This window comes from Thalassolituus sp. (assembly GCF_984348125.1).
Genome location: NZ_CFHJLR010000003.1, coordinates 86671 through 106359 on the forward strand (window position 1 = coordinate 86671; position 19689 = coordinate 106359).

Genomic DNA, 19689 nt, shown 5'->3' on the forward strand with positions numbered 1-19689 from the left:
CTTTAAGGCACTCATCCATGCAACTCAGTGAAGCTCAACAAACCAATAATATCTGGCGTCTGGCAATTGCTCAGGCACTGGCGGGTGCAAACTCGGTCGTGATTTTTGCCACCAGCGCGGTCATAGGTCATCAGGTGGCTCCTGATCCGGCACTGGCGACACTCCCGATTTCTCTGTTTGTTGTAGGCATGGCACTTTGCATTCTGCCCTCGGGGCTCATAGCACAGCGCTATGGGCGCCTGATTGCATTTCAGGCCGGTACTGCTCTGGGGGTACTTTCGGGGGTATCGGCGATGGCTGCAATGATCTACAGTTCATTCACTCTTCTGTGCCTGTCGACAATATTCGGCGGCGCGTATGCTGCGGTGGTTCTGTCCTTTCGTTTTGCGGCGACCGATGGCGTAGCGCCTGACAGGCAGCCACGAGCATTGTCTATGGTGATGGCTGGCGGAATCGCGGCAGGTGTCGTTGGCCCCCAGCTGATTACGCACACGATGAATCTCTCTCTGCCCGGGTTAGATACTCCACCCTTTGCGGCGTCTTTCCTGATTCAGGCGCTTACTGCAGCCCTTGCCGGCGCAGTTCTGTCGGGTGTTAAGTTGCCACGCCCTAGCGTTGAAGAAGTTGCTGGAGGTCGCGCGCTGGGTGACATTATTCGCCAGCCCCTCTTTCTGCCTGCCGTTGTTTGTGGTGCCGTCTCTTACCTGGTGATGAACTTCCTGATGACGGCCGCTCCGCTTGCGATGCATTTTCATGGACACTCGCAGGCCGATGCAAACCTGGGAATTCAATGGCATGTGATTGCCATGTATGGGCCCAGCTTTTTTACCGGGCACCTGATTGCGCGTTTCGGAGCCATCCGTATTTCAGCTCTAGGATTGATACTCACTGCCATTGCAGCCGGAATTTCTCTCCATGGTGTGGATGTACTCCACTTCTGGTCCATGCTGATCGTACTGGGCATAGGCTGGAATTTTGGCTTTCTCGGAGCGTCAGCGCTGATCCTACAGTGCCACCGATCAGAAGAGAAAAACCGTGTGCAATCACTGAATGATTTCATCGTATTCTCGCTGATGGCAATCGGCTCTTTTGCCTCGGGGGGCATACTCAGCTACTGGGGGTGGGATATCGTGCTCTGGGTATCATTTGTTCCTGTCATTGTTGCCTCTGTCATTATGCAGTTGGTTCAATTCAACCGGTCAGCCGCTGTGGCCGAAAGCTGAAGTTTACTGCGGGCAATGCGTTCATACATGCACCCGCACACGCCTGAATAGCAGGTAATCAATTATTACTATCACACCGATATATTTAATATAATTTTAATATCAACCTATCGCGCTACTCTGTATCTTAGTAATCACAAGCAACGCTAATAACGATAGCAATTGATGAGGTGCGACGATGGACAACAACTCTGCGGGCAAATGCCCGGTTATGCACGGCAGTGTCACGCAACACGGAAATTCGAACACCGACTGGTGGCCGAACAACCTGAACCTCGACATTCTGCATCAGCACGACACCAAAACGAATCCACTCGGCGAAGACTTCAACTACGCCGAAGAATTCAAAAAATTGGACCTTGAAGCCGTTAAGAGTGACGTTAAGGCGCTTCTGACAGACAGCCAGGACTGGTGGCCAGCCGACTGGGGCCACTACGGTGGCTTGATGATCCGTATGGCCTGGCACGCTGCGGGTTCATACCGTCTTGCCGATGGTCGTGGTGGTGCGAACACCGGCAACCAGCGCTTCGCGCCGCTGAATAGCTGGCCGGATAACGCGAACCTTGATAAGGCGCGTCGCCTGCTTTGGCCAATCAAGAAAAAATACGGCAACAAGCTCTCGTGGGCAGATCTGATGATTCTGGCCGGTAACCTGTCGTACGAGTCGTTCGGCCTGAAAACCTTTGGTTTCGCCGGTGGTCGTGAAGATATCTGGCACCCTGAAAAAGACACCTACTGGGGCTCAGAGAAAGAATGGCTGGCACCGAGTAACAACGATAACAGCCGTTATTCCGATGATCACGAGATGGAAAACCCACTCGCTGCGGTAATGATGGGCCTGATCTATGTGAATCCGGAAGGCCGCGATGGCAAACCTGACCCACTCAAGTCAGCAGCTGATGTACGCGATACTTTTAAGCGTATGGCGATGAACGATGAAGAAACCGTAGCCCTGACTGCAGGCGGCCACACCGTGGGTAAATGTCACGGTAACGCGAACGCGGATGATCTCGGCCCTGAACCTGAAGCCGCGGACGTGAATGAACAGGGTCTTGGTTGGAACAACCATAAGGGCCGTGGCATTGGTCGCGACACACTGACCGGCGGCCCTGAAGGTGCCTGGACAACCAATCCGACCAAGTGGGATATGGGCTACTTCGATATGCTGCTGAATCACGAATGGGAACTGACCAAAAGTCCTGCGGGTGCGTGGCAGTGGAAGCCGGTGGATATCAAGGAAGAGGATATGCCGGTAGACGTTGAAGACCCGAGCATCCGCACCATGCCGATGATGACAGACGCCGATATGGCGATGAAAATGGACCCGGAATACCGCAAAATCTGCGAACGTTTCCATAAAGACCCTGAGTACTTCTCAGATGTGTTCGCCCGTGCCTGGTTTAAGCTGACCCACCGCGATATGGGGCCGAAGAGCCGTTACCTGGGTGCAGATATACCAGCAGAAGATCTGATCTGGCAGGACCCGATTCCTGCAGTGGATTATGAGCTGAGCGATTCAGAGGTTGGTGACCTGAAAGCGCAGATTCTGGCAACCGACCTGACTGTCGCTGAACTGGTCGCGACTGCTTGGGACAGCGCTCGTACTTTCCGTGGTTCGGATTTTCGTGGTGGTGCGAACGGTGCACGCATCCGCTTAGCGCCTCAGAAAAACTGGGAAGGTAATGAGCCTGAGCGCCTGCAAAAAGTTCTGGCTGTTCTTGAAGGCATTCGTGCTGGCTTCGGTAAGCCCGTCAGTATTGCCGATATGATCGTACTCGGCGGTACGGCTGCGGTAGAGAAAGCAGCGAAAGATGCGGGCGTGGACCTTACTGTCCCATTTGCGCCGGGTCGTGGAGACGCCACTGACGATCAGACCGATGCTGAGTCGTTTGATGTCCTTGAGCCTCTCGCCGACGGCTTCCGCAACTATGCCAAGAAAGAGTACGTCGTTGCGCCAGAGGAAATGCTGCTCGACCGCGCTCAGTTGATGGGTCTGACAGCCCCAGAAATGACGGTTCTGATCGGTGGTATGCGTGTGCTGGGTACCAACTTTGGCGACAGCGAGCACGGCGTATTCACAAATAATGTCGGTGTATTGAGCAACGACTTTTTCGTTACCCTGACCGATATGGCGTACAAATGGGAACCCGCGAGCAAGAGCCACTACAACATTGTTGATCGTAAGAGCGGCGAAACCAAATGGACTGCTACGCGTGTCGACCTGGTATTTGGCTCCAACTCGATTCTGCGCTCATACGCTGAGGTGTATGCTCAGGACGACAACAAAGAGAAGTTCGTTAATGACTTCGTGAAGGCCTTTGTGAAGGTGATGAATGCGGATCGTTTTGATCTGAGCTAATTACTTCGCTGGGTTTCAGGCCCGCATCCGCGCCGGTCACAGCGGCGCGTCGTGCGGGCCTCTTTCGTTCTGCAGCCTCAGAACTCTGTTGATAATCCGGGCAGTTTCTGTACTATCGGGCATAATAATAATTATCAGAAACGGGCGCTGATGCGCTGCGATTACGGAAAACACTATGCCCTCGTTCAAGTCTGCTGTCCTGGCTGCGGCCGTTGCCCTTCCTACTCTGTCATTTGCCGACTCGGCGATAAACTATGATTACGTTCAGGCTAGCTTCGCAAAGAGCAAGCTGGATTCTCCTGCTTCGGGAGAGCCTGAAAAAACAACAGCAACGGTCCTTAAGCTCCAGAAAGATCTTGGATATCAGGTAGTCGCCAGTGTTTCCGCGGGATTTGTTGAGCTGAAAGACCGCTATGAGACAGATGAAGCCAGATATGGTGCCGATGTTGATCAGCGGACATTACGGATTGCTATCGATCGCTACTTCCAGATCACCCCTACCCTGCACTTCATCCCAGGACTGTCGTACAGCGAAATTAAGTCTGATGTAGAAACTAAGTTTCAGCGCACTGATGTGAATTTCTTTTTCAGCGAATCCACGGTGACCTATACCGACAGCTCGGCGCTTAATCTTGAAACCCGCTATCGTCTATCTGAATACTCACCTCTGGAATTATCAGGCACTGTGTCTTATGCGACCGGTGAAGAGGAAGATTCGATTATCGTCGACCTGTCTGCGGAGCTGAATATTTCAGACATTCTGTCTGGTCGTTTTTCTTACCAGAAAGATATTGAGCACTCTGCCCCAACCTACGTTTACGGTATCCGTGTTTACTTCTGATTCATGATCAACGCGTTTATTTCAGACACTCAGCGATATGTGGAACAATCCTGAGTGTCGTCACAAATCGAAAGCCGATTATTGTCCCGCTCGTACGTCCCAGTGTGATTAGAAGAATTACAGCCAGGGTCTCCGCCTGAACTTCCTACCCGATACGTGCACTGCTTAAGAACATAGGAACCTGATGTTTCGTCACCCAGAAACGTCAGACTGCAATCACAACGTGATCCGTCTTCTTCGACAAAGTAATAGGCGAGGTTACTGTTTAGTGCGCCGCCGGTGAGATCAAGAAGGAAACCGCTATCGGTTTCTGTCCACTCACGGAACAGCCCTTCGTCAGTTTCTTCATCTGTACCGCTGCTTAACGTAGTGGCGGGAGAGCCTCCTCCACAGGCGAGGAGAGCGATAGTTAGTAGCAGAATCAGGAAAGGTTTCATTCAACGTCCTTGTCGTTTTTTTTCACTATTCAGGGGCACAATTCCGCTTGCACCCCTGACTATTAATCAGGCTCAATAATACAGGAACATACCCGTACCGAAAGCACGATAGTCAGAATCAAGATACGTCGTCATATCGATATAAGCTTCCATCGTGCCGACTAAACGTGTGCTGACCCGACCACGAAAGTAAGCGTCGTTGGTATCTTCTGTCACAATGACACCGAGCAAGGGCTGAATATCGATGCTGTTGTAGTCATCCAGGAACCAGCGAATACCCGCAGATATGTCCGCAAAGGGCTCAGAGCCTGACTCATCGACCACGGTCGTGGTGGCATCACCATCCACTTTCAGGCTCGAGTATACATCATAAAACGCATATCCAAGCTTGACTGTACCCACCGCATCCGCTTTTGCCGTGAACGGGATATGAGTTCCTAAGCTGACACCCAGATCGATAGAATCCCGCTCGTAGAAGTAGGAATCTCCAGAGTTCATCAACTCGTCATCGGTAAATTCGGTGGTACCGAACGCCTGATAGATGAGCCCTTGCTTCAGCTCTTCGGAGTATATTGCCGTAACCCGATGCCCTTCCAGTTCTTCACTGAAGCCATCAACGCCAATACGCTGGTAATCGTAAGTGATACCCAGATAGTCGTAATTAAACGGTTCGGCGGCAATTGCAGACAAAGCGCAGGTCATTCCTAACAGCGCACTGACTGAAGCGTATATTGGTCTCATTCTTGAGCCTCTCACAGGTTGTTAACTACCCAGGAGTTGTGGTGAATGCCACCTCTGCGGGCAGCTTCGTCAAGATTACCACCGGGTGCTTTTGGCCTGCAAATCCAAGTCTCATTATCTTGATCTGGCGCCATAATTCGATTATCCGGGCTTAGCCCTGAGACTGCGCCAGAAAAGCGCGAAGCCCCCCAAGCACAAACACTCTTGCAGCATTATAGGTTTCAGAAAAGGCCGAGCTCTGAACTTCGCCTCGTGTCACGCTGTTGACCCTGAAGTTGTCCGCAAAGACGCTGAAGTATGTCAATCGGCTGGTACTAGGGGCTCGCTGGTGTTCTGAACAGCAGCGGCATACCCCTGGATTCTTCCCTGGAAAATGTTCTTACCAGATTACGTAATTAATCAATGTCTTTCAGACCAGTCGGTTCATAATGCTCGGTGACACCCGCGGCCGTTGATCGCTCCCAGGTCTGCAGATACGCCTCTGCAGACGTCATGACAGCTTCATAGGTTCGCACTGGCGCCTGTTGACGCAGGTCTTCTATAAAGTCGGCCAGCATGCCGTAATGCGCCATTCCATCCTGATTAAAATCAAAGGTCCGGTTACCTGATACCTGGCGGTTAAACTCGATACCGAACTCCGATATAAATGGATAAAGTAATGGGTTCGTTGCCACATCCGATCTCGGACCCGGCTGTCCACCCAGGCCGCTCATGTCGGTACCAATACCGACACCGTTGAGATATTCGGTATCTGCCAGAATATCCAGATAACGATCAACACGACGAACCATGTCCGTCGCGTCGCTATTATAAGGGGCTACGAATCCGCCCGCTTCGATCAGACGCTCAGTATTACGGTGCACAGCTCCTCCGGGCGCATTAAGCATCCAGCTGTGCGTCGAGAGAACACCGCTGTAACCTCTGGCTTCGGCAATATCCATGACCGCTGTCGCGGTTGCGTCACTCATATGGTCCAGTTCAACCATCATTTTCAGGTCAATCATGCGGTTCACGAGGTAGCTTCCCAGAGGACTCAGGCCGTGTTGATTGCAGTGCGGACGAGATTCGTCGTATTCCGGATTAAGGTGCACGGCATCAAGAATTTCCCGAATAACAGGGATATCTCCGATAAGAGGAAAGCCGGACGTCATTGGCTTACCGTGGGTATGTGCTGCACATTCTTCTGTTTCAAAAAAGCGCCCCGTAGACAGCAGCTGCCCGATATTAATAAAACCACTTTCAACAACAGATCCGGCCAGTTGATTATCGAATTTATGAGTCGGGTACAAAGAGCGAACCCCAAGGTCGTATACTTCCTGAAGTTGAGCCTCTATGGTTTCACGGGTGCAGTAGTCATTCAGTCCGCAGTTAAAGGTTTCCGAGGCTTCAATACCCAGCACCACGGCCATCCGCCCTTCGGCGATTGTTTCACGGGCTTCCTGAGGTGTGGTGACAATATGGAAAAAGCCTTTACCCGGCCCTCCCGCCTGCGCATCGACATACTCTTCGAGTTCACGAAGCCGCTGTGCCTGCAAGCGGATTGAGTCCATAACATTGCAGCTGTTCGGGTTTATCCATGATGCAGGATTGATCCGGCTCTGAGCCCAGCAGAGCACTTCATTTTCAACCAGGTTGGTAACCATAATGCGTAGCCCCGACAGGTAAGCACGCTCCATCCATTTATAGTAGTAGCCCGAGTGACTCATCTGCTGATGGTTTGGCCACCATGGGAAATCTGGCCAGCCACGTGTGTCGTACCGGTTATTGATGTCGTTAAAGGTATATAGATTTCCAATAAGGTCGAGCGATCCATCTTTACCGTGGAGGTGGGCCGAATCCTTCAATGCTTCTTCAACACCGAAGCGATGGAAAGGCTCTCCCGCCATGAATTTTCCGCCCATAAATTCGTAGGACGAAATATGAGTATGGGCATCAATGTAACCGCGCACAGGCAAACCTGGATCACCTTTTAAAGCATCACGGTTCCCTTGTGCATTAACAGCAACCTCAGGAAATTGACGACAGCCGTCCAGCTCAACGAAATTCAGAGCGGTTTCTTTATTCAGAGATAATAAGTCGAGGGCACTGGTGAAGTAGAGTTCACCATTGCGGATACGATGTGCCAGCTGCAAACCGGTTTTCGCATTATAGAGTGCATAACCATCACCACTGGATTCCAACTTCCATTCGGTACGATCATTGGCTGACTCTGTTGCTCTGACTATCGTGGTTACACTTGCGCCCAGGTAGCGGCTGGAGGCATCGCGCAGCAAAAAGTGCTGATGTCGACTGGGTTTCATATAGAAAAGACTGGCACTGGTGACTGATTCGCCAGAGAACGAATAAGACGGCAAGCCATCTGCCCAGCCGGGGCTCTCCTCAAAACGAAGCCACTTGCCCGTTCCCGGAGACTGAATACCTATGCACCTTTGAGCCAGGCTCGCTACACTGCCCTGATAGGGATCATCAAGTTCAGGAGCAGGAGGAGAAGACATCGCAAATGCGTTGGTCGACGACAGCAGAAAACCCACTGCAACCCATGAGCGTAACTCAGACATAACATCACCTTTATTATTTTTATTTTTGCTTCGTATTTTCGTTTTAAGGTTCCAAACTACGTGTAGTGTGCGCCATGGCCAAGGAGTAAATCCGGTTCGGCCCGAAAAGAACCAGATCAGGCCCTCTGGAACCTTCCTTTATCAGGCGGTACAGTAGCGCCTGACTTTTTTACTCTGACATCCAGGCCACACTGATGAATTCACGATCACTTATACGACTGACGAGCACCACTCTGTTTGTTACTTTCCTTGCATCCTGTGCAACCTTAAAAGGTATCGTGGATGTCAAAAAGCCTACCGCAGAGGTTGCGGGCGTTTCTCTGGGTAGCCTGTCCCTGGAACAAGCAACCCTGCTGGTCGATGTTGCCGTCAGTAATCCGAATGGGTTTGCACTGGATGCCGCTGGCTTTGACCTTGATCTGGGCGTCGGAGGATCGCCTCTCGCCTCAGTAAATCAACCCGACGCAACCGTGACTGTACCCGCCAATGGTACTGAATCTGTGCAGCTGCCAGTGACTCTGAAATTCACCGACCTGGCCAACGCGATTGGCGGCCTGAGCGGTAAAAATTCTGTTGATTACACGCTCGACGGCAATGTGCTCATGGATGTTCCAGTCATGGGCAATATCAGTATTCCCGTTAATTTCGCAGGCAACCTGCCGATACCGCAGCTTCCGGAGATTACATTCAGTGATATCAGCCTGTCGGATGTCAGCTGGAGCGGAGCCAAACTGATGCTCAGCCTGGACGTAGAAAACCCAAATGCTTTCGGACTGGATCTCAATTCTTTGGCCTATATCCTTCAGGCTGAAGGAAAGTCACTGGGTAAAGGTGCACTCAGCAGCGTTAAACTCGAGGAAGGCCAATCGCAGAAAATTGATATTCCTCTGGAGGTCAGTCTGACTAACCTGGGAATCAGCCTTTTCCGCATGCTGTCTGGTGGAGAAGCGGTCAAAGTGGGGATCGACGGCAGTGCAGACGTCACGCCTGACATTGGTCTCTGGAAGCCCGAGCCTCTTAAATTCAAGGCGGAGCGTACGCTGAATCCTTAACCGGGCGATTTATACCGGGTAGAAGGGATAATCCTGTCGGAAACGCTCCATAGAGAAGAGTTCGTCCAATTGCTCAGACAAACGACGACTCTTGCGGCCGTCCAGGCCCAGATATTTGAGTTCTGCCAGACAGTCGGGGCATATGCTGAGTGTTTTTTCAGGATCACGTGTGCTGACCTTGATGCTGTCAGCGTCCCGAAGCCGGTGGAGTTCGTGACAAGCAGCGAGGTGAATCTGCCCCTCCCCTTCAATCCATACCCGGGAATTCTTTAGTGCGAGTGTACGGTCAGGGAGGATGCGTAATTGCCCGGGGAGCGCGATCAGTACCCCTCTGGCCAATTGGTCACGTTCGCCGAATGTCAGCTGATGTTCAGGGTCGAATTCGACAAAATGTCCATAGCCATCCGCTCCCATACGATGCTTGAGCGCGTTGAATTCCGACGCCTCAAGAAAGTTGTAGAGTTTCATGGCTGAACCCGGTCGAGTATCGTAGCAATGCGCCCTTCAGCATCGGTACGCACCCGGAACTCAACCCGCCGGGAAGCAGAGCCAAGCTCACTGCCCTCATCATCCCGTACGACCTTGGCAGAAGATAGGCCATTGGCCGTGAGGTGCGCCTTCAACCAGTTTTTATCGCCGGCAACGGGTTTCAGTCCGAGCACATAGGCAAGCGTTGAGCGCGTGCGCTCCTGCGACAGATTCATATTAAGAATATAAGCTTCGTCCTCCGAACGTGCACCAAACCAACCACTGGAGGTATGCCCTTCAATGCGCACTTCGAGAATATCGTCGCGGTACTGCTCCTGAGTGATAATTCGCACATAGCGAGGGAAGAAATCATCAAGGATGGCCTGAAACTCTGGTTTGAGTTCTGCCTCTCCCTTATCGAACAGAACATCGGTGTTATTAAAACGGAAAGCCAGATCTTCATCGAGCTCAGCCCCCCATCGTGGCATGTCGTCAGCGAATTCGGTCTCAAGATCCTTGTACAACTGGGTGCGGAGCTGATCGTACAGGATCGCCACATCACGAATTTTATCGCGCTCAGTTTCGACGTTAATCATAAAGACCACGGAGACCAGCATGAACACCATCATCAAGCCCGCCATTAAGTCAGAAACAGCCACCCAATGACCTTCGTGATCCTGCGAGTCATCCAGCTTCTGAGAGTCATCCAGCATGGTCAGTCCTCAACCTGTCTGGCCATATTCACCAACTCTGTGAGCTTGTCAGTGAGTGGGCTGTAATCAGAGACAAATTTCTCAGACAGTGCCGTTAACTGAAGACCGAATGCACGAAGCGCTTTATTCAGTTCTTCCTCCATGCCCGTATCCAGTTGAGCTACCTGACGCTCCAGGCGCTCACCCAGTTTCTGCATATGCTGCTGACTCTGCTGCTGTTGAGCCAATAGCTGCTCCTGGCTTTCCAGCATCATGCTGTGTAACTGGGACGTGAGTTCTTTTTGTGTCTGGCTCAATTCTTCTGTCGCCCATCTCTGCTGCGACTGGACGGCATCCGACATGCCCTGGGTAAGAACAGACAATCGCTCTTCAAGCTTCGGCAACCCTTCAGCCGCGTTATTTACCATATCCGCCAGGCTGCCGAGCTGGGAGTGAATGTTCATACGCTGAGTTTCGAGGCCTGTCAGAAGCTCTTGCAGGGACTCCGAAATACCGTTGAACGCATTGGCGTTGCGAACCATGTATTCAAACGAGTTGCTCGCCTCTTTCATCAGATTGGATGAGCGTTCCTGCTCTGAAATCAAGTCGTCGAGTTGCGTCCGGTAAGTTTGCTGCCACTCCAGCATAGCCACAACGGATTCATTCAGCTGACGGAAGTTTTCTCCATACTGCTCATTAATCTTGGTATTGAATTCATTCATGACGGCGCGAATGGCTTCAACCAATGCTTTGGCATTCGCATCAGCCATCTTCTGCTGATAATTCGTCAATACATCAACAAGCTGGTCAAAGCGCCGCTGGGAAGATTGGTGTTGCTTCGTCAGTTCAGTGCGAAGGCTCTGTTCAGAGCCATCGTGTAATTGCTTCACCAGCGCCTGGAGAGAAAGATCAAGATCATCAATTGTGGCAGCTCGATGCTGGCTGGCCGCACGACGGCCAGCCTGCTCGACCGCTGCTCGGATCTTAAGGGTCAGGGCGGCGAACAGACCCGCGATCGAAGTCCAGAAGGCCGTTTTCAGACCATCCATCAGTCTAGGGACGCTGCCCTGAATATCTGCTGTATCGAAATGCCAGAGGCCAAGCGCAACGCCAAGAAACGTACCGAAAATACCAATACTGGTCAGAATCGCGGGCGCGACCTCCGCAGTCTTCGAAGAGTATCGGAACAAATGAAAGAAAAGGCCAAGAGCAAGGACACCGCCAATAAGCACTAGCGTCCATACCGAAAATTGTTCCAACACCATAATACGCAGCCTGACAGGTTATTTATTGCATCACACAGAGTCAGTTTAGTCGTTATTTACGCTTTCGCCGGGAAGCTCTTTCGCGACACTTAAGCCGCCATTAAAGGGCATATGCGCCAAACCACCCATAAAACAGCACAGGCTAGCTGGCGAATCAGCGAAATTATTGAAAACAAAGAAAAAATCATACGCCGTCGCACCCTAAGAAATTTACATTTGGGTTTGCGAAGCAGTGATTTTACTGGTTAGAATGCCAGCCTCACGCGCGAGTGAGTAACCGCCTCGTGCGCTGGAAGTATGAAAAAACAGAAATAATAACGGCCCAAGGGCCACCTTATTGAGGTACTGATATGACTACGACAATCTGGAGCCTGCTCCTTGTTGGCGCACTGGTCGCTCTGACTTACAAGCGTAGCTCGCTGAAAGTTGCAGCCGGTGCTATGGCTGCTTTCACAGTAGCTGCTTTCGTTTTCGGCGCAGCAACTGCTGTTACCGTAATCTCTCTGATCGTTGCTGGCGCACTGGGTGTACTGAGCCTTGATGGTTTCCGTACTAACACTGTGACTAAGCCGATCTTCAACTTCTACAAGAAGATTCTGCCACAGATGTCCGACACTGAGCGTGAAGCTCTGGAAGCCGGTACTGTATGGTGGGATGGTGAACTGTTCTCTGGTAAACCTAATTGGCAGATGCTGCTGAACCACCCTAACCCGACTATTCCACAAGAAGAACAGGACTTCCTGGACAACCAGGTTAAGACTCTGTGCTCTATGGTAGACGAGTGGGAAATCAGCCAGAACGGTGACCTCTCTAAGGAAATCTGGGAATACATCAAGAAAGAACGTTTCTTCTCTATGATTATCCCTAAAGAGTACGGTGGCCTTGGCTTCTCTGCTCAGACTCAGTCTGCTGTTCTTCAGGCTCTGACTGTATCAGGTGCGACCTTCTCTACCGTAGGTGTTCCTAACTCTCTTGGCCCAGGTGAACTGCTGCTGAAATACGGTACTCAAGAGCAGAAAGATCACTACCTGCCACGCCTGGCTGATGGTCGTGAGATCCCATGTTTCGGTCTGACTGGCCCACGTGCTGGTTCTGACGCGACCTCTCTGCCTGACGTTGGTGTTGTATGCAAAGGCACTTGGGAAGGTAAAGAAGTTCTGGGTCTGAAACTGAACTTTGAAAAGCGTTACATCACACTGGCTCCAGTTGCGACTGTTGTTGGTCTGGCGTTCCGTATGTTTGACCCAGAAGGTCTGCTGGGCGACAAGAAAGACGTTGGTATTACCGTAGCACTGCTGCCACGCCACCTCGAAGGCATGGATATCGGTAACCGCCACAAGCCAATCGGTTCTCCGTTCATGAACGGCCCGATCTTCGGTAAAGACGTATTTATCCCACTGGACTTTATCATCGGTGGTGCTGACATGGCTGGTCAGGGCTGGCGTATGCTGGTTGAGTGTCTGTCTGTTGGTCGTTGTATTACTCTGCCAAGCTCTGGTGCTGGCGGTGGTAAGTACTCTATCGCGGCTACTGGCGCTTACTCACGTATCCGTCGTCAGTTCAATGTGCCGATTGCTAAGCTGGAAGGTGTTCAGGAGCGCGTTGCGCGTATCGCTGGTAACACTTACACCGCTGGCGCTGCTGCACGTGTAACTGCCATCGCTATTGACGAAGGCCACAAGCCATCTGTTCCTTCTGCGATCCTGAAGTACAACCTGACTGAGATCGCTCGTGCCGTTGCTAACGACACGATGGACGTTCACGGTGGTAAAGCCATTATCCGTGGTCCTAAGAACTATGTTGAGTCTGGTTACTCTTCTGTTCCTGTTGCGATCACTGTTGAAGGTGCAAACATCCTGACCCGCTCTATGATCACCTTTGGTCAGGGCGCGATCCGCTGCCATCCTTTCGTACTGCCAGAAATGGAAACTGCGAAAGCGAACGATCTGAAAGGCTTCGATAAAGCTCTGTTCGGTCACTTCGGATTCATCTTCTCTAACATGAGCCGTGCACTGGTTCTGAACCTGACTAATGCTGCCTTCACTGGCGTGCCTGTGTCTGGTCCTACCAAGTCTTACTACAAGCAGCTGAATAAGTACGCAGCTTCTTTCGCAATCTGTGTCGACATCGCTATGTCTACTCTGGGTGGTGAGCTGAAGTTCCGCGAGCTGATCTCTGCACGTCTGGCAGACATGGTATCTAAGATGTACCTGGCTTCTATGGTTCTGAAACACTGGGCTGACCAGGGTTCAAACAAAGAAGATCTGCCACTGGTTCAGTACTCTATCGAGAAGCTGTTTTTCGAATTTGAAGAGGCACACGAAGCCTTCCTGCAGAACCTGCCAGCACGTCCTGCTGCATGGCTGCTGAAAGTGCTGACTATGCCACTGGGCCGTCGTGCTAAAGCGCCTAACGACAAGCTGGTTGCTAAAGTTGTAGATCTGGTTTCTTACCACACTGATACCCGTGAGCGTCTGATTCAGGGTGCCTACCGTGGAGAGAAATACGGCTCAGCATACGAGAATGGTCTGCGTAACCCGCTGGCTGTATACGACAGCCTGCTGGATCGCGTTGAGAAGGCTGAGGGCATCTACAAGAAAATTGGCGATGCTATCAAAGCTGGTAAGTACGACGAAGCAACTCTGTCAATCGAAGGCCGTATCAACGAAGGTGTTGAGATGGGCATTCTGACAGCCGACGAAGGCGAGTTCATGATCGCATTCGAGAAAGATGTTCTGGAAATGGTACACGTTGACCACTTCCCTCTGGAACACTTCGGTACTGTTGCTGAGAACCACGACAAAGCTAAAAAGACCTCTAAGAAGAAGTCTGACGAAGCTACTGCTTAATTGCTGACGTCGTAAGAAGAAGCCCCGCTCTGCGGGGCTTTTTTGTGCCCGCTTTTCGGGTATTATCAAAGCTCCAGTCAAAGGAGAGATCGATGCTAATCAGCAATATGGAAGTCGTTCCGGGGAAGCGCATTACCCAGCATCTGGGAATGGTACAGGGCAGCACTGTTCGTGCTAAACATGCCGGTCGTGACATCATGGCAGGCTTTAAGAATATCTTTGGCGGTGAGTTAAAAGGCTATACGGAGCTCCTGAGTGAGTCCCGGGAAGAGGCCATCGACCGTCTGAAACAGCAAGCTGCTGCGCTGGGAGCGAATGCTGTCATCAACGTTCGTTTCTCCACCTCATCTATTGCCGCCGGAGCGTCCGAAATTTTCGTGTACGGCACTGCAGTGCTCGTGGAAGATCGCTAATGGAACTGATCGTATTCCTTGTTCTCCTTGGGCTGGGTTACGTTTTCGGACGACTTTCCGAGAGTCGTCATTACCGCTCCATCGTTCAACGCGAGCAGGAACTCAGAGATATCTCAGTTGTACCTGTCAAAATCCCTCCTCCAGAATATCTCAGGCACGAATCCATTCTGGTATGTGGTAGCGTCGTCATCTCTGTCGATTACTTCAAAACAGTCGCTGCCTCTTTGCGGAATATTTTTGGCGGCCGGGTCGGTGCTTATGAAAGTCTTCTCGACCGCGCCAGACGGGAAGCAGTTTTGCGTATGCAGCAGGAAGCACGTCAACTAGGTGCCGAAACCATCTATAACGTGAAATACGAAACCTCACGCATTGGTGAAAATGCAGCGAAAGGCCTCGGCTCAGTAGAAGTACTTGCCTATGGAACCGCGTTGATGACCAACGCTGGCGCTGAGCAGCTACGAACCTGAAGGATGAATTTCCCTAAAGAAAATCCTCAACTGCCAGAGGGAATCAATAACCAACACGACAACCCTTTTATCGATTTCGCCATTATGGCAGGCGCTCTGCTGATAGCAGTGGTCAGTCTTTCCTTCCTGATCGGCTGGGGGGCTGTGCGTATCGCGCCTGCGGTGCCCTTTGAGTGGGAGCCTGATATCTCACTGGCCCCATCCGGATATAGTTCAGAGGAAGATCAGAGAATTGCGGACTACTTGCAGAGCCTGACACAGGAGTTGATTCTTGAAGATGCTGAAATTTCCTCAGTTAAAGTCCACTGGCTACCCGATATTAATGCTGCTAATGCCTTTGCGACATCAGGAGGCAATATTCACGTCACCCGGGGGCTTCTCGATGCCGTCCACAGTGAGAATGGCCTGGCGATGGTGCTCGCGCACGAATACTCTCATATAGAATTACGGCACCCCGTTGTCCTGATGCTGGAACAAATCGGCCACACAATAATCGCGCTGGTAAGTGGATTTGATAATTCTTCTGCGGGGACTATTGCCCAGCAGAGTGGCTTGATCAGCCTGATGGCCTTCAGTCGCGATATGGAACGAGCGGCGGACGCCAGAGCCGTTGTGCTACTCAGTAACCATTACGGACACTCAAGAGGCTCTGACGAGCTGTTTGAGCATATTCTCGAGTCTGATAATGAAACCAGCCATCAATGGGGGCTCTGGCAGTCTCATCCAGCGACAAAGGACCGGATTAAGTTTCTCAACTCGCACAAAAAAGGCGGAGATACCCAAGCATCGCTCCGCCCTCTTCCTTCATGGCTATCAGAATCACTGAACAGCGATTCTGAAACCCAATAGCGCCGGGTTCTTACTGGTTATCCAGGAAACGTTCCGCATCTAATGCCGCCATACAGCCTGTACCGGCTGACGTGATGGCCTGGCGGTAGATATGATCAGAGACATCACCTGCAGCAAAAACACCTTCTACGCTGGTTTGTGTGGCGTTCCCGTGCAGACCACTCTGGACGACGATATAGCCATCTTTCATCTCGAGCTGCCCTTCAAAGATGCCCGTATTCGGGGAGTGACCTATGGCTACGAAGATGCCCTCAAGGTCCAATTCTTCCGTCTCTCCGGTCTCACGGTTCTTGATGCGCATACCTGTGACGCCCATGTCATCACCAAGCACTTCGTCAAGTTCGCTATTCCAACGGATAGTCACGTTACCGTTCTCAGCCTTATCAAGCAGTTTATCGGCGAGGATTTTTTCACTGCGGAAACTATCCCGGCGGTGAACAACGACAACTTCAGATGCGATATTTGAGAGATAAAGCGCCTCTTCAACCGCTGTGTTGCCACCACCAATAACAGCAACACGTTTCTTGCGGTAGAAGAAACCGTCGCAGGTCGCACATGCCGAAACTCCCTTACCCTTAAATGCTTCTTCACTTTCAAGGCCAAGATATTTAGCACTGGCGCCGGTTGCAATGACCAGAGAATCACAGGTGTACTCGCCCGAATCCCCTTTCAGCCAGAAAGGTCGTTGATCAAGTTTTACTTCACTGATCTGATCAAACACAACTTCAGTATCGAAACGTTCTGCATGTGCCTTCATACGCTCCATTAATTCTGGACCTTGCACGCCCTGAGCGTCACCCGGCCAGTTATCTACTTCTGTCGTTGTAGTGAGCTGACCGCCCATCTGCATACCAGTGATGATGACCGGATCGAGATTGGCACGAGCCCCATACACTGCTGCAGTGTAGCCAGCAGGGCCAGAACCTAGGATTAACATCTTGATATGGCGGGGGTTACTCATCCGCTGTCTCCGTGAAAAGTGAAAAGGTAGAAGTCTTAACTGGGGCCGAAGTATAAAGAATCAAGGGTGGTGGCGTAACCCCACAATATCCCGCCCATCAAGCTGTCTAACATGGCATTACAACAAATAACAATGCTGGCTTACATTGCCTTTCCCCTTTTAAATCAATGGGATGCAACACCTTAAAATGAACAAAGGTTCATCTGTCAATTTCTGTTCGTTGTCGAAAATTTAGCCATGGGTCAGGATTACTCCACAAAGCAATAACCCGAAGGCCATGAAAATGAGTAAACAACAAGAAATTAAGCAGAAGTCGCGCCTTGGCACGCTACTTATGCACAAAGGACTCATCACCCGTCGCCAGTTAGATGAAGCACTGGATCTTCAGAGCACAAGCAAGTTGATGCTTGGTGAGATCATGGTCGAAAAGGGATGGATTACAGAGAAACAACTCGACAAGGCACTGAAAGGACAATCACGCTACCGCATGGTTGCTGCTGTAGGGGCCGTCCTCCTCGGTCCTGTACAGCCATTTGTCGCCAGCGCCAATGCCTCCATAGACACGTCTATCGACGCTGAACAATACGAAGCAAAACGTATTGCTGGCTTCGGTAATATGAAACCCATGTCCGAAGGCGATATGGCAGAAATTACCGGCCAAGGTCTCAATGAAAATGTTGCCTATCTGCAGGACGTTCTGAGTGGGGACTCAGACGGCGCAGAAGCACCAGAAACTGCCACCATGACTGCTCTGCAAAGCATCTTCCCGGGCCTGAATGTGCTCACAGATTATGAGATCACCGACGTAGAGTACTATGGTGATGGCCCTTCAGTTACGCTCCACGAAGATGGCTCCATCGAAATGCAGGGACCCAAACGTATCGGCGAGATTGCATTCAAAGATGTAAACTTCCGCGGCGCTACCGGACCCGCCATGGGAGACCTTTCTATCAAAAACCTGAGTATGTCAGAGGGTTCGACCATCACACTTCGCACCCGAAACTAAGCCTCCATTCATCAGGGCGTAAAAAGACCTATAGTAATGAGACTTTTTGCGCCTTAGATTTCAATCGCCCCATTAAAGTCCGGACAATTGAAGCCGCCATCCCCCCGTAATGTGAATTGAGTCACAATGACTGGGCATCCTCAGCCTCTTTGATGTTTGATAGCCAAACAGCTTCTCAGACACTAATAACAATATCCGAGGAACCTATGGACGCTCTGTTGAATGGACTGAAAACGCTTCGAATCCCGGTAATTGCCACAGCAATTGGCCTTAGTTTAATTTCTATATCAGCTTTCGCAGAGTCCAAAATACCCACAGACCCAGAGTCCCTGGCGGAGCGCGTAGGCATGACCGCCATATACGATGAAGGGATGTCAGAGGTTGTAGCACAAGGCTTCCAGGATGATGTCGACTACCTGATGGAAGTCGTTGAGCAAACCGGTCCGAACAACCAGGCGCCTGAAATCGCCTTAATGACCGTTCTTCAAACCGCCATCCCATTCCTTCCTGCGTTCAGTGGATATACCATTTCAGGCGTCGAATATGACGACCCGGAAGCCGAGCGGGTTATCTTTAATGCAGATGCCACGGTAACCCTTATATTGCCAGACCGTATCGGCGAGATTGCCTACAGAGACTTCAAAGCGAGAGACAGCTCCGGTGCAGCCATGGGGGACATCGTCTTTGACGAGATACGCTTGCTCGAGAACTCCACACTCAAACTGATCGGTACCGACTAGAAGACAGCCTACTGAGCCATAACTCTATAAAAGCGCAGTCTGACGGAGCGACTGCGCCACTATTCCCCTCCACTTTTTTACTGTCCAGACACATAGCGCCGTTCCCCTTAATCACCACTGATTACTCTGAACAAGGCAATACCTGACGTGGTCTGATAACTCCCCCAAAACCAATAATAAGGGAGTCACCGCGTGAATACTTGTGGAAGAACATCAGGGCTATCAAAACTAATTCAGCTCAGTGTAATGACGGTAAGCGCCTGTGCCGCTAATGCTGGTCCTAGCATGCAGGAACTGGAGCAGCGAATCGGTCTCGCAAGCATTGGCGATGACAATATGCAGAACATCTCCGCACAAGGTATCAATGAAGACAGTCAGTACCTGATAGACCTTGGCAATAATAACGGTCCTGACGACGAGGGCGGCCTGAAGACCTTGATGGTGCTCTTTCAGGCTGGGCTTCCACTACTTAACTTTGTGGGTGACTATGAAATCAGCGGCATCAACTACGACGACCCTGACGGCCCAAGAAGCATCGTCAATGAAGATGGAACTATCAGCCTCATATTGCCTTCCAGCATTGATGAAATTGCCTATCGCAACATGGCAATTGGCGACACAAGTACAGACATTCTCGGCGACCTGTACTTCAGAAATATATCGACGGTACCAGACTCTACCGTGACACTGATTCCACGCACGCTTGAGCCCTGAATCCTGCTCATATGAACGCCTGCGAACAAGCCCCAAAAAAAACGGGAGCATTAG

At 51.1% G+C, this 19689-nt stretch carries 18 protein-coding genes; 11 read left to right on the forward strand and 7 right to left on the reverse strand.

Going from position 1 to position 19689, the window contains the following annotated elements; translation table 11 throughout:
* Positions 1–17 precede the first annotated feature (17 nt).
* The 3 genes from AC5E51_RS03065 to AC5E51_RS03075 all read left to right on the forward strand — a co-directional run bounded on the left by AC5E51_RS03065 (position 18) and on the right by AC5E51_RS03075 (position 4423).
* Positions 18–1223, forward strand: a complete 1206-nt coding sequence (locus tag AC5E51_RS03065) for an MFS transporter (protein ID WP_491778104.1) — start codon at positions 18–20, stop codon at positions 1221–1223.
* 178 nt (positions 1224–1401) lie between these two features.
* The gene (katG, locus tag AC5E51_RS03070) at positions 1402–3582 is read left to right on the forward strand and encodes a catalase/peroxidase HPI (RefSeq protein ID WP_491778105.1); all 2181 of its coding nucleotides are present in this window, start codon (positions 1402–1404) and stop codon (positions 3580–3582) included.
* A 175-nt stretch (positions 3583–3757) separates the two neighbouring features.
* Positions 3758–4423: a hypothetical protein gene (locus tag AC5E51_RS03075; RefSeq protein WP_068441456.1), complete on the forward strand. Its 666-nt coding sequence runs from the start codon at positions 3758–3760 to the stop codon at positions 4421–4423.
* Between the two features lie 29 nt (positions 4424–4452).
* Here AC5E51_RS03075 and AC5E51_RS03080 read toward each other — a convergent pair whose 3' ends face one another.
* The 3 genes from AC5E51_RS03080 to AC5E51_RS03090 form a co-directional block, all read right to left on the reverse strand.
* Positions 4453–4860: a hypothetical protein gene (locus tag AC5E51_RS03080; protein WP_301387699.1), complete on the reverse strand. Its 408-nt coding sequence runs from the start codon at positions 4858–4860 to the stop codon at positions 4453–4455.
* A 72-nt stretch (positions 4861–4932) separates the two neighbouring features.
* The gene (locus tag AC5E51_RS03085) at positions 4933–5601 is read right to left on the reverse strand and encodes a hypothetical protein (RefSeq protein WP_491778106.1); all 669 of its coding nucleotides are present in this window, start codon (positions 5599–5601) and stop codon (positions 4933–4935) included.
* A gap of 395 nt (positions 5602–5996) precedes the next feature.
* A complete protein-coding gene (locus AC5E51_RS03090; RefSeq protein WP_491778107.1) occupies positions 5997–8159 on the reverse strand; it encodes a membrane dipeptidase in 2163 nt (720 codons plus the stop codon).
* A gap of 194 nt (positions 8160–8353) precedes the next feature.
* Between AC5E51_RS03090 and AC5E51_RS03095 the strand changes: the two genes are divergently transcribed.
* On the forward strand, positions 8354–9211 hold the full coding sequence (locus AC5E51_RS03095) for an LEA/WHy family protein (RefSeq protein ID WP_491778108.1): 858 nt from the start codon (positions 8354–8356) through the stop codon (positions 9209–9211).
* 9 nt (positions 9212–9220) lie between these two features.
* Here the strand turns inward: AC5E51_RS03095 and AC5E51_RS03100 are convergent, their stop codons facing one another.
* The 3 genes from AC5E51_RS03100 to AC5E51_RS03110 are packed head-to-tail and all read right to left on the reverse strand — an operon-like array spanning position 9221 to position 11636.
* The gene (locus tag AC5E51_RS03100) at positions 9221–9679 is read right to left on the reverse strand and encodes a hypothetical protein (protein ID WP_068441445.1); all 459 of its coding nucleotides are present in this window, start codon (positions 9677–9679) and stop codon (positions 9221–9223) included.
* Entirely contained in the window at positions 9676–10392 is a 717-nt protein-coding gene (locus AC5E51_RS03105) for an OmpA family protein (RefSeq protein WP_491778109.1), read from the reverse strand. The genes AC5E51_RS03100 and AC5E51_RS03105 overlap by 4 nt, the downstream gene beginning before the upstream one ends.
* A gap of 2 nt (positions 10393–10394) precedes the next feature.
* Positions 10395–11636, reverse strand: a complete 1242-nt coding sequence (locus AC5E51_RS03110) for a hypothetical protein (protein ID WP_491226626.1) — start codon at positions 11634–11636, stop codon at positions 10395–10397.
* 350 nt (positions 11637–11986) lie between these two features.
* Between AC5E51_RS03110 and AC5E51_RS03115 the strand changes: the two genes are divergently transcribed.
* From AC5E51_RS03115 to AC5E51_RS03130, 4 genes are all read left to right on the forward strand, one after another.
* Positions 11987–14485 (forward strand): acyl-CoA dehydrogenase, encoded by a 2499-nt coding sequence (locus AC5E51_RS03115; protein WP_491226625.1) that lies wholly within the window; start codon positions 11987–11989, stop codon positions 14483–14485.
* Positions 14486–14577: 92 nt separating this feature from the next.
* Complete coding sequence (locus AC5E51_RS03120; RefSeq protein ID WP_068434926.1) at positions 14578–14898, forward strand: YbjQ family protein; 321 nt, start codon at positions 14578–14580, stop codon at positions 14896–14898.
* The gene (locus AC5E51_RS03125) at positions 14898–15365 is read left to right on the forward strand and encodes a YbjQ family protein (RefSeq protein WP_491226624.1); all 468 of its coding nucleotides are present in this window, start codon (positions 14898–14900) and stop codon (positions 15363–15365) included. Before AC5E51_RS03120 ends, AC5E51_RS03125 begins: the two co-directional genes overlap by 1 nt.
* 3 nt (positions 15366–15368) lie before the next feature.
* On the forward strand, positions 15369–16214 hold the full coding sequence (locus AC5E51_RS03130; protein WP_491226623.1) for a M48 family metallopeptidase: 846 nt from the start codon (positions 15369–15371) through the stop codon (positions 16212–16214).
* A gap of 10 nt (positions 16215–16224) precedes the next feature.
* Here AC5E51_RS03130 and trxB read toward each other — a convergent pair whose 3' ends face one another.
* On the reverse strand, positions 16225–17175 hold the full coding sequence (gene trxB / locus AC5E51_RS03135) for a thioredoxin-disulfide reductase (protein WP_297530302.1): 951 nt from the start codon (positions 17173–17175) through the stop codon (positions 16225–16227).
* Positions 17176–17458: 283 nt separating this feature from the next.
* Between trxB and AC5E51_RS03140 the strand changes: the two genes are divergently transcribed.
* The 3 genes from AC5E51_RS03140 to AC5E51_RS03150 all read left to right on the forward strand — a co-directional run bounded on the left by AC5E51_RS03140 (position 17459) and on the right by AC5E51_RS03150 (position 19635).
* On the forward strand, positions 17459–18181 hold the full coding sequence (locus AC5E51_RS03140) for a cyclic di-GMP-binding domain-containing protein, MshE-related (RefSeq protein WP_491778110.1): 723 nt from the start codon (positions 17459–17461) through the stop codon (positions 18179–18181).
* A 347-nt stretch (positions 18182–18528) separates the two neighbouring features.
* Positions 18529–18921 carry a hypothetical protein gene (locus AC5E51_RS03145; RefSeq protein WP_491778111.1) on the forward strand — a complete coding sequence of 131 codons (393 nt, stop codon included), beginning with the start codon at positions 18529–18531 and terminating at the stop codon, positions 18919–18921.
* Between the two features lie 246 nt (positions 18922–19167).
* Positions 19168–19635 carry a hypothetical protein gene (locus AC5E51_RS03150; protein ID WP_068434910.1) on the forward strand — a complete coding sequence of 156 codons (468 nt, stop codon included), beginning with the start codon at positions 19168–19170 and terminating at the stop codon, positions 19633–19635.
* Positions 19636–19689 lie beyond the last annotated feature (54 nt).

Coding starts and splice junctions, on each gene's coding strand:
- AC5E51_RS03120 (WP_068434926.1), top strand. CDS start 14,578: ATGCTAATCAGCAATATGGAAGTCGTTCCGGGGAAGCGCATTACCCAG.
- AC5E51_RS03075 (WP_068441456.1), top strand. CDS start 3,758: ATGCCCTCGTTCAAGTCTGCTGTCCTGGCTGCGGCCGTTGCCCTTCCT.
- AC5E51_RS03090 (WP_491778107.1), bottom strand. CDS start 8,159: ATGTCTGAGTTACGCTCATGGGTTGCAGTGGGTTTTCTGCTGTCGTCG.
- AC5E51_RS03125 (WP_491226624.1), top strand. CDS start 14,898: ATGGAACTGATCGTATTCCTTGTTCTCCTTGGGCTGGGTTACGTTTTC.
- AC5E51_RS03140 (WP_491778110.1), top strand. CDS start 17,459: ATGAGTAAACAACAAGAAATTAAGCAGAAGTCGCGCCTTGGCACGCTA.
- AC5E51_RS03150 (WP_068434910.1), top strand. CDS start 19,168: ATGACGGTAAGCGCCTGTGCCGCTAATGCTGGTCCTAGCATGCAGGAA.
- AC5E51_RS03085 (WP_491778106.1), bottom strand. CDS start 5,601: ATGAGACCAATATACGCTTCAGTCAGTGCGCTGTTAGGAATGACCTGC.
- AC5E51_RS03115 (WP_491226625.1), top strand. CDS start 11,987: ATGACTACGACAATCTGGAGCCTGCTCCTTGTTGGCGCACTGGTCGCT.
- AC5E51_RS03145 (WP_491778111.1), top strand. CDS start 18,529: ATGACCGCCATATACGATGAAGGGATGTCAGAGGTTGTAGCACAAGGC.
- AC5E51_RS03080 (WP_301387699.1), bottom strand. CDS start 4,860: ATGAAACCTTTCCTGATTCTGCTACTAACTATCGCTCTCCTCGCCTGT.
- AC5E51_RS03100 (WP_068441445.1), bottom strand. CDS start 9,679: ATGAAACTCTACAACTTTCTTGAGGCGTCGGAATTCAACGCGCTCAAG.
- AC5E51_RS03105 (WP_491778109.1), bottom strand. CDS start 10,392: ATGCTGGATGACTCTCAGAAGCTGGATGACTCGCAGGATCACGAAGGT.
- AC5E51_RS03065 (WP_491778104.1), top strand. CDS start 18: ATGCAACTCAGTGAAGCTCAACAAACCAATAATATCTGGCGTCTGGCA.
- katG (WP_491778105.1), top strand. CDS start 1,402: ATGGACAACAACTCTGCGGGCAAATGCCCGGTTATGCACGGCAGTGTC.
- AC5E51_RS03110 (WP_491226626.1), bottom strand. CDS start 11,636: ATGGTGTTGGAACAATTTTCGGTATGGACGCTAGTGCTTATTGGCGGT.
- AC5E51_RS03130 (WP_491226623.1), top strand. CDS start 15,369: ATGAATTTCCCTAAAGAAAATCCTCAACTGCCAGAGGGAATCAATAAC.
- trxB (WP_297530302.1), bottom strand. CDS start 17,175: ATGAGTAACCCCCGCCATATCAAGATGTTAATCCTAGGTTCTGGCCCT.
- AC5E51_RS03095 (WP_491778108.1), top strand. CDS start 8,354: ATGAATTCACGATCACTTATACGACTGACGAGCACCACTCTGTTTGTT.